19 protein-coding genes are annotated in these 13,780 nt (G+C 69.0%); 11 read left to right on the top strand and 8 right to left on the bottom strand.

The genetic code is table 11. The features are described from left to right. Nucleotides 1-111: 111 nt before the first annotated feature. Both ABFX45_RS08035 and ABFX45_RS08030 read left to right on the top strand, forming a co-directional pair. Nucleotides 112-615 (top strand): MaoC family dehydratase, encoded by a 504-nt coding sequence (locus tag ABFX45_RS08035; RefSeq protein ID WP_109632501.1) that lies wholly within the window; start codon nucleotides 112-114, stop codon nucleotides 613-615. A gap of 1 nt (nucleotide 616) precedes the next feature. Then, a complete protein-coding gene (locus ABFX45_RS08030) occupies nucleotides 617-1,612 on the top strand; it encodes a DUF2332 domain-containing protein (RefSeq protein WP_346128725.1) in 996 nt (331 codons plus the stop codon). A 28-nt stretch (nucleotides 1,613-1,640) separates the two neighbouring features. On the opposite strand, the gene ABFX45_RS08025 is transcribed toward ABFX45_RS08030, so the two are convergent. Further along, entirely contained in the window at nucleotides 1,641-2,054 is a 414-nt protein-coding gene (locus ABFX45_RS08025) for an NUDIX hydrolase (protein ID WP_112229039.1), read from the bottom strand. A gap of 142 nt (nucleotides 2,055-2,196) precedes the next feature. On the opposite strand from ABFX45_RS08025, the gene ABFX45_RS08020 reads away from it, so the two are divergent. From ABFX45_RS08020 to ABFX45_RS08005, 4 genes are all read left to right on the top strand, one after another. Continuing rightward, nucleotides 2,197-2,355, top strand: a complete 159-nt coding sequence (locus tag ABFX45_RS08020) for a hypothetical protein (RefSeq protein ID WP_170067890.1) — start codon at nucleotides 2,197-2,199, stop codon at nucleotides 2,353-2,355. Nucleotides 2,356-2,420: 65 nt separating this feature from the next. Next, nucleotides 2,421-2,981 carry a PH domain-containing protein gene (locus tag ABFX45_RS08015; RefSeq protein WP_109632507.1) on the top strand — a complete coding sequence of 187 codons (561 nt, stop codon included), beginning with the start codon at nucleotides 2,421-2,423 and terminating at the stop codon, nucleotides 2,979-2,981. Nucleotides 2,982-3,017: 36 nt separating this feature from the next. After that, entirely contained in the window at nucleotides 3,018-3,875 is an 858-nt protein-coding gene (locus ABFX45_RS08010) for a PHP domain-containing protein (protein ID WP_211337158.1), read from the top strand. Between the two features lie 9 nt (nucleotides 3,876-3,884). Then, nucleotides 3,885-4,496 (top strand): MarC family protein, encoded by a 612-nt coding sequence (locus ABFX45_RS08005; protein WP_109632511.1) that lies wholly within the window; start codon nucleotides 3,885-3,887, stop codon nucleotides 4,494-4,496. Here the strand turns inward: ABFX45_RS08005 and ABFX45_RS08000 are convergent. Then, nucleotides 4,493-4,795, bottom strand: coding sequence for an ArsC/Spx/MgsR family protein (locus ABFX45_RS08000; RefSeq protein ID WP_346128721.1), 303 nt, complete (start codon nucleotides 4,793-4,795; stop codon nucleotides 4,493-4,495). The genes ABFX45_RS08005 and ABFX45_RS08000 overlap by 4 nt on opposite strands. 117 nt (nucleotides 4,796-4,912) lie before the next feature. Here ABFX45_RS08000 and ABFX45_RS07995 point away from each other — a divergent pair, with 117 nt between their 5' ends. Next, on the top strand, nucleotides 4,913-5,752 hold the full coding sequence (locus ABFX45_RS07995) for a RecB family exonuclease (protein ID WP_109632515.1): 840 nt from the start codon (nucleotides 4,913-4,915) through the stop codon (nucleotides 5,750-5,752). 146 nt (nucleotides 5,753-5,898) lie between these two features. Next, nucleotides 5,899-6,195: a hypothetical protein gene (locus tag ABFX45_RS07990; RefSeq protein ID WP_146231417.1), complete on the top strand. Its 297-nt coding sequence runs from the start codon at nucleotides 5,899-5,901 to the stop codon at nucleotides 6,193-6,195. On the opposite strand, the gene ABFX45_RS07985 is transcribed toward ABFX45_RS07990, so the two are convergent. Beyond that, nucleotides 6,192-6,686: a response regulator transcription factor gene (locus tag ABFX45_RS07985; RefSeq protein ID WP_233439216.1), complete on the bottom strand. Its 495-nt coding sequence runs from the start codon at nucleotides 6,684-6,686 to the stop codon at nucleotides 6,192-6,194. The two genes, ABFX45_RS07990 and ABFX45_RS07985, sit on opposite strands and share 4 nt — an antisense overlap. 591 nt (nucleotides 6,687-7,277) lie before the next feature. Here ABFX45_RS07985 and ABFX45_RS07975 point away from each other — a divergent pair. Beyond that, the gene (locus ABFX45_RS07975; protein ID WP_109632525.1) at nucleotides 7,278-7,712 is read left to right on the top strand and encodes a hypothetical protein; all 435 of its coding nucleotides are present in this window, start codon (nucleotides 7,278-7,280) and stop codon (nucleotides 7,710-7,712) included. A gap of 35 nt (nucleotides 7,713-7,747) precedes the next feature. Here the strand turns inward: ABFX45_RS07975 and ABFX45_RS07970 are convergent, their stop codons facing one another. Genes ABFX45_RS07970 through ABFX45_RS07960 form a run of 3 tightly spaced genes read right to left on the bottom strand, consistent with a single transcriptional unit; the run spans nucleotide 7,748 to nucleotide 11,556 of the window. After that, complete coding sequence (locus tag ABFX45_RS07970; RefSeq protein WP_109632527.1) at nucleotides 7,748-8,626, bottom strand: alpha/beta fold hydrolase; 879 nt, start codon at nucleotides 8,624-8,626, stop codon at nucleotides 7,748-7,750. A 7-nt stretch (nucleotides 8,627-8,633) separates the two neighbouring features. Next, nucleotides 8,634-9,977, bottom strand: coding sequence for an Rv3212 family protein (locus ABFX45_RS07965; protein WP_215732494.1), 1,344 nt, complete (start codon nucleotides 9,975-9,977; stop codon nucleotides 8,634-8,636). Between the two features lie 4 nt (nucleotides 9,978-9,981). Then, complete coding sequence (locus tag ABFX45_RS07960; RefSeq protein ID WP_170154789.1) at nucleotides 9,982-11,556, bottom strand: DEAD/DEAH box helicase; 1,575 nt, start codon at nucleotides 11,554-11,556, stop codon at nucleotides 9,982-9,984. A 225-nt stretch (nucleotides 11,557-11,781) separates the two neighbouring features. On the opposite strand from ABFX45_RS07960, the gene ABFX45_RS07955 reads away from it, so the two are divergent. Continuing rightward, on the top strand, nucleotides 11,782-12,423 hold the full coding sequence (locus ABFX45_RS07955) for a ferritin-like fold-containing protein (protein ID WP_109632532.1): 642 nt from the start codon (nucleotides 11,782-11,784) through the stop codon (nucleotides 12,421-12,423). Nucleotides 12,424-12,466: 43 nt separating this feature from the next. After that, nucleotides 12,467-12,691 carry a DUF3107 domain-containing protein gene (locus ABFX45_RS07950; RefSeq protein ID WP_109633259.1) on the top strand — a complete coding sequence of 75 codons (225 nt, stop codon included), beginning with the start codon at nucleotides 12,467-12,469 and terminating at the stop codon, nucleotides 12,689-12,691. A gap of 46 nt (nucleotides 12,692-12,737) precedes the next feature. Here ABFX45_RS07950 and ABFX45_RS07945 read toward each other — a convergent pair whose 3' ends face one another. Together ABFX45_RS07945 and ABFX45_RS07940 are read right to left on the bottom strand one after the other, a co-directional pair. After that, a complete protein-coding gene (locus ABFX45_RS07945; RefSeq protein WP_109632534.1) occupies nucleotides 12,738-13,046 on the bottom strand; it encodes a DUF4873 domain-containing protein in 309 nt (102 codons plus the stop codon). Next, nucleotides 13,046-13,729, bottom strand: coding sequence for a TetR/AcrR family transcriptional regulator (locus ABFX45_RS07940; RefSeq protein WP_109632536.1), 684 nt, complete (start codon nucleotides 13,727-13,729; stop codon nucleotides 13,046-13,048). The genes ABFX45_RS07945 and ABFX45_RS07940 overlap by 1 nt, the downstream gene beginning before the upstream one ends. Nucleotides 13,730-13,780: the final 51 nt, after the last annotated feature.

Raw genomic sequence — 13,780 nt, 5'->3', positions numbered from 1 at the left:
AGGTCACTGGTGGTGGAAATCCTCACACACCGGTTGCCGAGGGTACTCCCTCTCTGTTCAGACTGTCTCCCCACCTGAGACAGATCTCGATCACACGTAGTTGGAGGCGCGGTGCAGTTCGGTCGGTACTACGAGGAGTTCGAGGTCGGAGCGGTCTACAAGCACTGGCCGGGCAAGACGGTCACGGAGTACGACGACCACCTGTTCTGCCTGCTCACGATGAATCACCACCCGCTCCACATGGACGTGAACTACGCGGAGAAGACGACGGACTTCGGCAAGAACGTCGTCGTCGGCAACTACATCTACTCGTTGCTGCTGGGCATGTCCGTGCCCGACGTCTCCGGCAAGGCGATCGCCAACCTGGAGATCGAGTCGCTGCGGCACGTGAAGCCGACGTTCCACGGTGACACGATCTACGGTGAGACGGAGGTGCTCGACAAGACGCCGTCGAAGTCCAAGGACGACCGGGGCGTGGTCTACGTCGAGACGCGTGGTTACAAGCAGGACGGCACCGTCGTGTGCATCTTCCGGCGCAAGGTCATGGTGCCGAAGAAGTCCTACGGTGACGCACGCGGCGGCGAGCAGCCCGGGCGCCCTGAACCCAAGGAGTGACGTGACTTCTCTGGATCTGGCACAGCAGCGCCTGCGTGCGTTCGCGGCGGAGGCGGCGGGAATCTCGCCGCTCTACGAACACCTCGCGTCGCGTGCTGCCGAGGATCCGGAGATCGCCGATCTGCTGACCGCCGCCAGCGAGGACAACGCCACGGGCGAGCTCCTGCTGGCGGCGGCGCATCGGCTCGTGCAGGCCGAGCCGTTCCATCAGCTCTCGAACTACTACCCGTCGCTCGGCGGGACCTACGGCGCGGACGAGAGCACCTGGCCGTTGTTCCGCGACTTCCTGCTGGAGCGAGGCGATCGCGTGCGGGCTCTGGTGAGCTCGCAGGTGATCCAGACCAACGAGGTGCGGCGCGCCGCCCTGCTCTACCCGGCCGTCGCCGCGGCGGCGAAGCAGGCGAGCGGGCCGATCGGGCTCGTGGAGGCCGCGACGACCGCCGGCCTGCTGCTCGGTCTCGACCAGTACTCGTACCGCTACCAGACCCGGGAGGCCGGCCAGCTCGTCGCCGGGCCCGCCAAGGCCGCGCTGGGCCTGCACTGCGCGCTGGAGCTTGCGCCTGGCGCGGTGCTGCCGAAGCTGCCCAAGACGGTCAAGGTGGCCGCGAAGGCGGGCATCGGCGTGGCACCCGCCGATCTGGCGGATGAGGACGCGTACGCCTGGCTGGAGGCGTGTGTGTGGGCGGACCAACCGGAGCGGCTGCGGCTGTTCGGGGTGGCGTGCGGGGTGCTCCGCAAGAACCCGCCCCGGCTGGTGGCCGGTGACCCGGTCGCGGACCTCGCGAAAGCGGTCGAGCAGATCGACGCGCCGCTCGTGGTCATCTCGAGCGGCTCGGGACTCGACCTCGTGCCCGCCTTGTCCGCTTTGGACAGGCCTGTCTGGTGGGCTGCGCACGAGGACGGTGAGCTGCGGCTCATCCGTGTGCGTGACTCGGACGTCGAGAGGACCACTCTTGCGACCACCGAGGCCCACGGGCAACGTCTCGTTTGGCGCTGAACGCCCTCCCCGATCGCGTGAACCCTGATCAGGCCCTGGGCAGGCAGTTCCAGTCGGAAAGCGCTTGCAGGAGACCGTCCGCGGTCGGAAGTGTGGCCAACATCGCACTGTCCGCCCAGGTGACATCCGATGCGTCGTCGCCCGCCCGGAGCACACCTGACGTGACCTGGCATTCGTAGTCGAAGATCAAGAAAACCCCGTTCGGGGCCGGACGCTCGACGCTGCCGACGAGTCGGCCGACGGTGACGGAGAGTCCTGTTTCTTCGACGACTTCCCTCGTCACGGCAGCCTCGTCCGTCTCTTCAGGCTCCACGCGTCCTCCTGGTATTGACCACAGGCCTTCACCTGGAGGATTGGCTCGTCGCACGAGCAGTAGTCGCCCGTTCGAGTCATGCACGATGGCACCGACACAACGGATCGTGCGCTCGCTGCTGCCCGTCACGAACACGAAGCGTAGTCACCCCGGAACGGCGGTGCAGTCCGCTACCCCGGCTGCGGTACAAATCTCCCAAGGCGCTGAATCGTGCTGTACAACGGTCACGAACGGCGCCAAACGGGTGCGGAACGCGGACGGGGTGGACACCGTGAACCTGAAGAAGATCCTCACTTTCGCCGGAATCGCCTTGCTGCTGTTCTTTCTCATCGCGGAGCCCCAGCAGGCGGCACAGCTGGTGCAGAACATCCTCAACTCGCTGCGAACTGCGGCTGAGGCCCTGATCACCTTCGTGCGACAATTGTTCTAGTTCACCCGTGCACTGCGGGCGGGCAGGGACAGGCACTGGCTGGTACCAGGAAGGGCTGGTAGCGCATGTTCGCACCACGTGATCCAGACGACTACCTGCTGTCGAGCGAGCGTCGGGTCATCCGGGTGCGCAGGCACTGGTCCTACCTGATCTGGGACGTGCTCGAAGCAGCGGCATTGCTCGCGGGCTTCATGATGATCTCGTACCTGCTCCCCAGCAACGCGGGTGTGATCCAGAACGTCCTGTGGTACGGCGGGTTGCTCGTGCTGCTGCGGCTCGCCTACTTCATCATCGAGTGGTGGGTCGAGCGCATCGTCGTCACCGACAAGCGGTTCATGCTGACCTCGGGCGTCTTCGAGACCAAGGTCGCGATGATGCCCATCAGCAAGGTCACCGACCTCACCTATGAGCGGACCGTGGGCGGGCGCATGCTCGGTTACGGCACGCTGATCGTGGAGTCGGCCGGTCAGATCCAGGCGCTGAACCGCCTGGAGTACCTGCCGGATCCCGAAGAGGTGTACGACGCCATTTCGGAGCTGACCTTCGGCGACAAGAAGGCACAGGCCGAGCGCTTCTCGATGATCAAGGCACAGCGGGCCGCGCGCGGGAAGAAGATGGTCCCGTAGCGGAGTCCGTCGGGCACGTCGTCCACACTGGACGACGTGGTCATCGATCTGCACACCCATTCGTCCGAGTCCGACGGCACCGACAGCCCTGCCGAACTGGTGAAGGCGGCGGCGCTAGCCGGACTCGACGCGGTGGCGATCACCGACCACGACACGGCCGCCGGGTGGGCCGAGGCCGCGGCCGCGCTGCCTCCTGGTCTGCGTCTCGTGCGCGGAGCCGAGCTGTCGTGCGCGTCGCCTGACGGGTACGGCCGCACGATCACCGTGCACCTGCTGGCCTATCTGTACGACCCGACGCACGCCGCGTTGATGGCCGAGCAGTCCCGGCTGCGCGAGGCGCGGCGGTACCGGCTGCAGAAGATGGCCGAGATGATGCGGGCCGACGGCTTCCCGATCGACCCTGACGACCTGATGTCGCGGCTGCCTGCCGACGCGCCGGCCGGTCGGCCGCACCTGGCGCAGGCGTTGATCCGCGCCGGAGTGGTGACGTCCGTCGACGAGGCGTTCGCGACCTACCTGACCGGTGGGCGCTACTACGTGGGCCGTACGGACACACCCGTCGAGCGCGCGATCGAGATGATCACCGAGGCCGGCGGCGTGACGGTGCTGGCGCACCCCTTCGCGCGGTCCCGCGGCCCGATCGTGACCGCTGACGTCGTGCGTTCGCTGGCTTCGGCCGGTCTGGCCGGTCTCGAGGTGGACCACCCGGACCACGACGCCGCCACCCGTGCCTCGCTGCGCTCGCTGGCTTCGTCGCTGGACCTGATCGTCACCGGGTCGAGTGACTACCACGGCACGAACAAGACGGTGCGGCTCGGCGCGGAGACGACGGCCCCGGAGATGCTGGATGCTCTGGCCGAGCGGGCGACGGGCGCCAAGATCCTCGTGGGTTAGGCGGGTGCGATGTTCAACGTGCGGCTGTTCATCGAGGCCACGATCACGCTGCTGGTGATCATGGACCCGCCGGGCACGGTGCCGGTGTTCCTGGGCCTGGTCGGCCGCAAGTCGCGGGACCAGCGCAAGCGGGCGGCGCGGCAGGGCGTGCTGGTGTCGTTCCTGGTGATCACGCTGTTCGCGGTGGCGGGCAACTCGATCCTGGCGTACATGCACATCGGCATCCCAGCCCTGCAGGGCGCGGGCGGGCTGCTGCTGTTGCTGATCGCGCTGGACCTGCTGACCGGCAAGGGCGCCACCCAGCACCCCGAGGTCGAGGACGTGAACATCGCACTGGTGCCGTTGGGAACGCCGCTGCTGGCCGGCCCCGGTGCCATCGCCGCGACGATCGTGTTCGTGCGTCAGGCGGACGGCGCTTTGGGGTCTTATCTGGCTTTGGCCGCGGCGATCGTGGCCGTGCACCTCGTGCTGCTGGGGACGCTGCGGTCCGCCGGCCTGCTGATCAAGGTGTTCAAGGAGAGCGGGATCCTGCTGATGGCCAAGATCGCCGGTCTGCTGCTGGCCGCGATCGCCGTGCAGCTGGTCGCGTCCTCGGTGCAGGGCTTCATCTCCGGCGCTTAGCGCTCGATGTGCGCCTTGTCCTCGTCGATGATGATCGGGCGCTCGATCAGGCTCGGGTTCGCGACCATGTGCGCGATCCACTTGGCGCGGTCGTGTTCGAGGAGCTCGGGGTACGCGGGTTCCTTGGTGCGCGCGATCTCCCAGGGCTCCTTGCCCAGGAGCTCGAGGACGCGGTCGAGCTCCTCGGCGGTGGGGGCGTCGTCGAGGTAGCGGCGCTCGGTGTACTCGATGCCCTCGTCGTCGAGGCGTTGCTTGGCGGCGCGGCTCTTGGAGCAGCGCGGGTTGTGCCAGATCTCCATGCCGTGAAATGTAGCGAGTTCGCTTCGGCCGGACGGCCGACTTGAAGGCGAACCCGACGCCATCTGCGGAGCAGGGGCCATCAGAAACTGTCAGGGGTGCTGAGTAACTTGGTCGGGGTGGAACAACTCGGCTTCGACTTCGGCACCGCGGCACCCCGCCGGCTCGTGCGCGTGACGCCCGCGAAGCTCGCGACGTGGACGGACTGCCCGCGCCGCTACCGCATGACGTACCTCGACCGCCCCACCCCACCCCGCGGCGGCGCCTGGGCGCACAACACTCTGGGCGCGGTGGTGCACAACGCCCTGAAGGCGCTCTTCGACCTGCCGGCCGACCGCCGCACACCGGACCAGGCCGTCGCGCTGGTGAACCGGCAGTGGAAGTCCGAGGGCTTCCGCGACGTCGACCAGGCCGCCGAGTACCGGGCACGCGCCGGTCGCTGGGTGCACGACTACGTGGCGTCGCTCGACGTGGACTTCGAACCGCTCGGCGTGGAGCGCTGGGTGTCCTCGCCGACCGAGCGCATCGTGGCCGAGGGCCGGGTCGACCGCATCGACCACCGCGACGGCGAACTGGTGATCGTCGACTACAAGACCGGCCGTCACGTCCTGACCTCGGACGACGCCCGAGGCTCGCAGGCCCTGGCCCTCTACGCCCTGGCCGCCCGCCGAACGCTGCGCAAACCGTGCCGTCGCGTCGAGCTGCACCACCTGCCCTCGGGATCGGTCGCGGTGTGGGAGCACACGGAGGAGTCGCTGGCGCGGCACGTCCGGCGCGCGGAGGAGGCGGCGGACGAGATCGACCTGGCCACGGAGACGCTGAAGGCGGGCGGCGACCAGGAAATCTTGTTCCCGCCGGTCACGGGGCGGCAGTGCCAGTGGTGCGACTTCCGGCGCAGCTGTCCTGAGGGGCAGGCGGCGGCTCCGGCGATCGAGCCTTGGGCGCTGTTGGCTCCCTAGGTGCTGGCGGTGCCTGCGTCACGGGTGTTGGCGGCGGTGCGGACCTCACCGCTTCGGGCTGCACGGCGGTGGTTGCTGGGGCGTTGCGCGGTGCTCCGACCCTCGAGCCGCCGTCCCCAGGCGCCCCGTAGGGTGGCTGGGTGGACGTGAAAGCAGCAAAGCGGCCGTCGCGGACCTACGGAATCCTGCGCGCCGTGAGCGGTGTGCTCGCGGTGGGCATGGTGCTGCTCGCGCTGGGGAACATCGGCGTCCAGTTCTACGCGAACTCCCGCGACCTGCCGGGGCCCGGCACTCTCTCGGTCACCGCGCACGTCGTGGCGGCGTTGCTCGTCATCGCGGGGCAGATCGTGGCCGACCGGTACGCGGACTGGAAGGCGCCGGTGGCCTCTCTGGCGGTGCTGGCGGTGGCCGGGGCGACGCTGTGGACCTTCTGGTGGGCCTAAGCCGTGGCGGCGTCGCAGCGGATCAGGCCGTTGCGCAGCGCCGCCATCAGTGCCTGGGCGCGGCTCGAGGCGCCGAGCTTTTCGTAGAGGCGTGACACGTAGGTCTTGGCGGTCGACGGCGACACGTACAAGGTACGGGCGATGGCGGGGATCGACACGCCGTCGCGCAGCAGCATCAGTTCGCGTTCCCGCGGCGACAGCGCCAGGCGGGCGGCGGTGGACTGGCGGCGGGCCATCGCCAGGGCCAGGCCTGCCGCTGTGAACGACGAGGCCGCTACGGCCGCGTGGCGGATGGCGCACAGGATTTCTTCCATCGGGGCGGCCTTGCCCACGAAGGCCGAGACGCCTGTCTCCATGGCGCGGAACAGGACGTCGTCCTCGCCCTGTGCGGTCAGGACCACGATGCCGAGCGTCGGGTAGCGGTCGCGCAGTTCGCGGGCCGTCGGCGTCGGGGAGGCCCACGGCCACGGTGACGACGTCCGGTGAGGCACCGCACGCCGACAGCATGCTGTTGCCGTAGAACCCGCAGACCTGGCCCACAGCGGACACGCCGTCCTTGGCGTTCTCGTTGGCGTAGTGGTTCGCCTTGGTGACCAAGCAGGTCGAGGCGCCGGTCGCACATCCGCGGGCGACGGCGAGCGCACCCGCGTCGGCACCGTTCTGCAGCTCGGCGCGTTCCTGGTAGACCATGCCGACGTCGATGACGATCGCGCCCATGCCGAGCAGGACACCGAAGCCGAGCAGGATGCCGATCAGCACGCCGAGCGCTCCCCGGTCGTCACCCCTCAGCTTTCGCATGGCATGACTCCCTTGGTGCTCGACAGGATCAAGTCGCCGCCGCCGATTAGCGCGGCGAGCCCGCCCACCGGCGTGATGAACGTGAACGTGTGCGTGGCCTCGACAGTGGCGCTGCTGCCTGGCGACGGCGTGGCCGGGCACGCGGTGACGGTGATACCGACCCCGGTGGTGCACAGCGGTTTCGACTTCCTGTGGCACCTGCCCGTCGTGCTCGTCGTCGCCGGCCTCTGCGCCGGTCTGGGGTTTCCGTCCACACGGGACGGACTGGTTGAGGGGGTACGAGCATGACGAAGTTCTCCGGGGGCAAGACGCTGGCGGTCGTGGCCGTCGCGGGTGGCGCGATCCTCGCGTCCATCGCGCCGGTCATGGCCGACGTGAGCGCGGAGTCGCCTTCGGTCGCGGCGATCAGAGTCGAGTCGCCGGCCAAGATCAAGGCGCTCGGCGCGGCGGTCGAGATCCAGGTCACGTACGCGTGCCCGAAGGGCTCGCAGGCGTCGCTGAACCTGAACGTCAGCCAGACCGTGATCGGCGGTGTGGCCAACGGCGGCGCTTACAAGAGCAGCATCAACTGCACCGGTGCGTTCGAGACGATCACGATGAACGTCGCGGCGCAGAACAGGGCCTTCCGGTGGGGCACCGCGTTCGTCGCGGCCAACATCAACGGCTACCCGCCGAGCTACAGCGCGAGCGACGAGCGCGTGATCGACTTCCGCTTCTGAGGCAGGGTTTCAGTCGTTCCGACGGCTGAAACCGCTCACGAGCTCAGCCACGCTCGCCACGTCGGCAGCAGCGTGGCCATGAGCTCGTGTGGTGCCTCGGTGTTCGGCGAGTGCATCACGCCGGGCAGCACCGCGAAGTCCGCGTCCAGCCGCTCAGCCATGTCGCGCTGAGCGGCTGGGCTCCACGCGTCGTCCGCGTCACCGCACACCACCAGCGCCGGGATGCCCGACGACCGCAGCGCGCGGGACAGCTTCGCGACCTGGTCCGGTTCGTAGCGCAGCCCGTTGCCCATGCCGAGCAACGCCGCCGCCGGCGACTTGAGGAACCTGGTGCGGTAGAAGTCCTTCAGCTCCTGCGGCAGCGCGACCCACGCCGGGTTCTGCGACGACCGCAGCTCGTTCAGCCGTTGAGTGCCCTCGACACCCTGCTCGTTCAGCACGTGCTCGCCGACCTCCAGCACCGTGCGGCGCTCACCGGCCGGCAGCTCGGACGGGCCGGACGACATCAGCGTCAGACCGGCGATCGGCGCGCCCGCGAACACCGCGGCCCGTGACACCAGGCCGCCGTAGGAGTGGCCGAGCAGCAGCACGCGGCGGCCGTCGGCGGCGACCTTCTCGATCAGCTCGGCGATCACCGACCCCAGCGGGCCGGGACGGTAGAGCGCCTCGTCGTCAGGGCCCGGCGAGTCCTGCTGGCCGGGCAGGTCGATCGCGAGGACCTCGAAACCCGCGTCCGCGATCGGGTCGATCATCGGCGCGAAGTCCTCTTTGGAACCCGTGTAGCCCGGCACGAGCAGTGCCGTCGTGCGCAGCGCGTCGTCGCCCACCGCGGGCGCGCGCAGCGCCGCGATCGTGCCGTAGCGGCCCGGGAGGTCGACGCGTTGCGCCCGGTGCGGGCTGATCTGCGAGTACACGAGGGAACTATCCCAGCGCGACCAGGGTTCCGCCACGCTGCTCGAGCACGATGCGACCGGCTGTGGCGAGTTGCACAGGGCCGGTGTGGCCCTCGCGGTTCACCCGGATCGTGCCCACGACCTCACCGGTGGCCTGCTCGTACACCCGCAGGCCGTCCTTCACCGGGATGATCGCGCGGCCCGCGAGCGTCGTGCCGGCACCGAGCGTGCCCTCCGCCGTCCACAGTGGAGTGAGCGTGTCCTGCGAGAGGGCGATCGTCCTGGACCCGGTGAACCAGAAGACGTTCGTCTTGGTGGCGAACGCGCGCGTCACGTGGTTCGGCGGGTCGACGAAGTCCGCGGCGGGCACGTCGATCGGCGTCTCGGCGACCTGGTTGCCGCTCTCGGCGTCGAACACGACGAGGCGGCCGGGGTTCGGCACCGCCACCGCGACGAGCTTGTCCGTGACGGCAACGACCTGTGCGTTCTTGCTCCCGGTCAGAACGCTGGCGAACACCTTCGGCTCGTCGGACTTGTCCGGGTTCGGCTTGATCACCGAGACCCGGTCGGAGCTGTCGTCGGGGCAGCGCTCGATCAACCCGAACTTGCCCGACGTCACCGCCACCGAGCCGTACGTGCAGCCGGCGCGCGGCTGCTTGTTCGGGTTCACGATCGCGCGCAGGGTGCCGTACTCGAGCGAGCGCACCAGGTCGTCGCGGCGGTAGACCTCCATGAACTTCGACCCGGTGGTGATCAGGTGCGAGCCCTCGTTGAGCAGGGCCGTGCCCGGTTCCGCGTCGCCGTTGCGCTGCGCCCGCCGCTCCCCGGTGACGCCGTCCAGCGAGGTGAGCTCAGAGCAGTTGGTGCCCTTGGAGTACAGGGCCATCGCGCGCGCCCACGCCGTGCTGACCACGCACAGCGGCAGGTCGCGCTTGTACGTCCACCGGATGTCACCGGTCAGCGGGTCGCGCCCGTTGACCTCGCCGCCGTCACCGGTGACGACGGTCGACGGCTTCTCCTCGCCCGTCTCCTTCACCGGGGTCTGCACGACCACGGGTGACTGCGTCGCGCCGCTCTTCGCGCGCCACACCTCGGCGAGCGACGGCGGTAGCGCCACGACCTCGGGCAGTGGCTCCCACGCCGAGGGCCCGGTGATCGACGTCGTGGCCCGCGCATCACTGAACGCCCAGGTCAGCAGGGCTGCGACGATCGAAACCACGGCGATCAGCGCGACCGCGACGAAGTCGGCGCGGGTGCGCCACGACCGGGCGGGCGGGCGTTCCTCGACGGGCCCCGGACCGGACGCGGTCTCGTTGGCGGGCTCGTCGAGGACGTCCTCGATGTCGGTGACGTCGGAACCGGTGGACGACATGTGATCAGTCTGCCGAAGGAGCGGCCTGTTCGGCAGAGCTTCGGCGACGACGGCGCCTGCGCGGCTTGTCCGATGCGGTCTTGTCCCCGGTCTCGGGCGCCGCGGTCTCCGCGGGCTGACCCTCGACCGGCACGCCGCCACGGCTGCGCGTCCGCGACCGGGTGCGCTTCGGCCTGGTCTCCTCGCTCGCCTCCGGAGCCGCCTGCTCGGCGCCGCCGCGGGTGGAGCCGGTACGACGACGGCGCTTGCGCTTGCCGTTGTCGAGCTTCTCCTCCTCCTCAGCGTCCAGACCGGCGCGGGTGCGGTGGCTGAGCGGCAGCCTGCCCGTGGAGCCGGACGGGATGCCCAGGTCCTCGAACAGGTGGTCCGAGGTGGAGTAGGTCTCGAGCGGCTCGGGCTGACCCAGGTTGAGCAGTTCGTTGACGGACTGCCAGCGCGTCGTCTCGTCCCAGTCGACGAACGTGACGGCGACACCCTCGCGCCCGGCCCGGCCGGTGCGGCCGATGCGGTGCACGTAGGTTTTCTCGTCCTCGGGGCACTGGTAGTTGATGACGTGCGTCACGTCGTCGATGTCGATGCCGCGTGCCGCGACGTCCGTGGCCACCAGCACGTCGACCTTGCCGCTGCGGAACGCCCGCAGCGCCTGCTCGCGCGCGCCCTGGCCGAGGTCACCGTGCACGGCGGCCGCGGCGAACCCGCGTTCGGTCAGGTCGTCGGCGATCTTCTGCGCGGTCCGCTTCGTGCGCGCGAAGATCATCGACAGGCCGCGGTCACGTGCCTGCAGCACGCGGGCCAGCATCTCCGGCTTGTCGAGCGAGTGCGCCCGGTAGACGAACTGCTTGGTGCGCTCGTGCGTGGCGCCGGCGTCGTTCTCCTCGGCGCGGATGTGCGTCGGCTGGTTCAGGAACGTGCGGGCCAGCGTGATGATCGGGCCCGGCATGGTCGCGCTGAACAGCATGGTCTGGCGCTGGTCGGGAACCATCGTCAGGATGCGCTCGATGTCGGGCAGGAAGCCCAGGTCGAGCATCTCGTCGGCCTCGTCCAGCACCAGCATGCGGACCTTGCCGAGCACCAGGTGGCGCTGTTCGGCCAGGTCGAGCAGGCGGCCGGGCGTGCCGATGACGACGTCGACGCCCTTGCGGAGCTGCGCGATCTGCCGCTCGTACGGGATGCCGCCGTAGATGGCGGCGACCTTCACACCCAGGTGCTTCGACGCGTCGGTGAGGTCGTGCGAGACCTGGAGACACAGCTCACGGGTGGGGACGACCACAAGCGCCTGCGGGGTGCCATCTCCGGGCGTGTCGAGCCGGTGCAGCAGCGGCACGCCGAACCCGAGGGTCTTGCCGGTGCCGGTGCGCGCCTGGCCGATGAGGTCGTCGCCGGACAGCGCGATGGGGAGCGTCAGCTCCTGGATGGCGAAGGTGCGTTCGATGCCTGCTTCACCGAGTGCCTTGACGATCTCGTCACGCACTCCGAGCTCGGCGAACGTCGGGGAGTCGGTGCGCACCGGGGCGTTGGCCAGCAGCGGGTGCGACGGGTCTTCTTCGGGAACGCCGACCTCGCTGTGCTCCAGTGCGATCGGGTCCAGATGTGCTTCTACTTCAGCGGTCAGGGTGATCAGCCTCTCTCGTACCAAGCGCGTACGAGCCCTGGCCGGGCCTCTCGACCGCGCTTCGGATCAGCTGCGGGAAAGGTGTACGCGCACCATTTCATGCGCCGCGCAGCGGTTCGTCACACTCGTCACGCCGGGCGTCCGCATCCATTCTACCTGGCAGGACCCAATTGACCACTAGAGTTCGTCGTCATGGGTGTTGCGGAGGGTGTTGTCGATCTTCTCGGAGCGCTCGCATATGGCGAGCTCTCGGCCTTCGACCGGATGACGGAGGACTCGCGCACGGCGCCGACATTGGCGGGACGCGCGGCGTTGGCGCAGATGGCCGCCGCGGAGATCGGTCACTTCACGCTGTTGCAGAAGTACCTGGCCGCCGAGGGTGTCGCCGTCGAGGACGCGATGGCGCCGTTCGTGAAGGGCTTCGACGCCTTCCACGAGTCGACCAGCCCCAAGTCGTGGCTCGAGTCGCTCGTGAAGGCGTACGTGGGCGACGGCCTCGCCGCCGACTTCTACCGCGAGGTGGCGGAGTGGCTGGACGAGCCGACCCGCGAACTGGTGCTCGCCGTGCTCGCCGACACAGGTCACTCGGCGTTCGCTGAGCGCGAAGTCCTGGCCGCCGTGGAGTCGGATCCGCGCGTCCGCGACCGCCTCGCGCTGTGGGGCCGCCGGCTGCTCGGCGAGGCGTTGACGCAGGCCCAGTACGTGGTGGCGGAGCGGGACGGCCTCTCCGAGCTCATCGTGCGGGGCTCTGGAGACCTCGCCGGGATCGGTCAGCTGTTCCGCCGGCTCCAGCAGTCGCACGCGCGGCGCATGACGCAGCTGGGTCTGGGCTAGGTAGGCTCGCGATCAGATTTTCTCTTTGAGCACGGAGGTCAGCGTGGAGGTCAGGATCGGCGTCGCGGACAGCCCGCGGGAACTCGTCGTGACCAGTGAGCTCAACCCGTCCGAGGTCGAGACTCTGGTGGCGGACGCGGTGTCCGGCAAGTCCAGCGTGCTGTCGCTGGTGGACGCCAAGGGTACGAGGTTTGTCGTGCCCGCTGGCCGCGTCGCGTACGTGGAGATCGGCCCGCAGGACTCGCGCAAGGTCGGTTTCGGCGCCTGAAGTTCTTGAACGAAAAAAGCCCCGGTCGCTCCGACCGGGGCTTTTTCTAGTGATCAGCTGGTTCTTCGATCTTGTACGGCGGGGTCGAGATGCCGCCGACCCGGTAGCGGCCCCACGGGTCGGGGTCGGTCAGCGTGCCCTCCGCCTGGCCGGTGGGGGTGCGCAGCAGCGCGGTCCGCGCACCACCCTCGACGCGGCTCGTGACCTCGTCGTTCTTCTTCACGCGGCCGTACCAGTGGTAGCGGCCGTCGATGGGCTGGAAATAGCCCCGCAGCTCGACGCTCACCGCGACTTCTTCCTCGCCGAAAACGAGGGTGGCTTCGCCCGTGTAACCCTCTTCGTCGTGCTCGCTCATCAGTCCACCAATCGCAGCGGGGTGAGTGGCTTTGCCGGGTCTGCCTGGACACCCGCCGAGCGCAGCAGCCCGTCGATGGCGTGCCAGATGATCGTGGCGAGGTAGTCGCTGAGGTTCTCGCGGGACATGGTCTGGCGGTCGAGCCACCAGTCGCCCGCGTTCTGCACCATGCCGACGAGCGCGTGCGCCCACGGCTCGGCGCCGCCGGAGTCCATGTCGAACGCGCGCAGGTAGTCGCCGAGGATCCGGGCCAGGGTCGTCGCGATGAGGTTCTTGTCCTCCTGCACGACGTCCTTCTCGACCGGGCGGTCCACAAAGGACCCCTTCACCACGAACCGGTAGAGGTTCGGGTTCTCCTCGATCACCGACAGGTAGGCGTCGACGATCCGTTCGATGCGCGCGCGGATCGGCCCGTCGGCGGCGAGTGCGGGGCCCATCCGGTCCATCAGCAGCTCGGTGGCCCGCTGTCCGACTGCCAGGTACAGGTCGGACTTGTCGGTGAAGTGCCGGTAGAGCACGGGCTTGCTGACGCCCGCCTCCGCGGCGACGTCCTCCATGCCGACGTCCGGGCCCTTCTTGGCCACGGCGGCGATCGTGGCCTCCACGAACTCCGCCCTGCGCTGCTCGCGATGCCCCTTCCAGCGTTCGCGTCGCGCGTCCGGCCCCTTGACAGTGCGTGCCATGTGACGCATGCTACCAGAAGTAACCGTTACCTCAAGTAACACTTACCGGGG

Source organism: Lentzea roselyniae, assembly GCF_039537795.1.
In the GTDB taxonomy this organism is placed as follows: domain Bacteria; phylum Actinomycetota; class Actinomycetes; order Mycobacteriales; family Pseudonocardiaceae; genus Lentzea; species Lentzea atacamensis.
Note: the sequence above shows the minus strand (reverse complement) of the source record. Positions and strands in the feature narration are given on the sequence as shown.

What these genes read in the sequence shown, in the direction of transcription:
- ABFX45_RS08005 (WP_109632511.1), top strand. Translation starts at nt 3,885, where the DNA reads ATGTTCAACGTGCGGCTGTTCATCGAGGCCACGATCACGCTGCTGGTG.
- ABFX45_RS07965 (WP_215732494.1), bottom strand. Translation starts at nt 9,977, where the DNA reads ATGTCGTCCACCGGTTCCGACGTCACCGACATCGAGGACGTCCTCGAC.
- ABFX45_RS07975 (WP_109632525.1), top strand. Translation starts at nt 7,278, where the DNA reads ATGACGAAGTTCTCCGGGGGCAAGACGCTGGCGGTCGTGGCCGTCGCG.
- ABFX45_RS08000 (WP_346128721.1), bottom strand. Translation starts at nt 4,795, where the DNA reads ATGGAGATCTGGCACAACCCGCGCTGCTCCAAGAGCCGCGCCGCCAAG.
- ABFX45_RS07940 (WP_109632536.1), bottom strand. Translation starts at nt 13,729, where the DNA reads ATGGCACGCACTGTCAAGGGGCCGGACGCGCGACGCGAACGCTGGAAG.
- ABFX45_RS07955 (WP_109632532.1), top strand. Translation starts at nt 11,782, where the DNA reads ATGGGTGTTGCGGAGGGTGTTGTCGATCTTCTCGGAGCGCTCGCATAT.
- ABFX45_RS07945 (WP_109632534.1), bottom strand. Translation starts at nt 13,046, where the DNA reads ATGAGCGAGCACGACGAAGAGGGTTACACGGGCGAAGCCACCCTCGTT.
- ABFX45_RS08015 (WP_109632507.1), top strand. Translation starts at nt 2,421, where the DNA reads ATGTTCGCACCACGTGATCCAGACGACTACCTGCTGTCGAGCGAGCGT.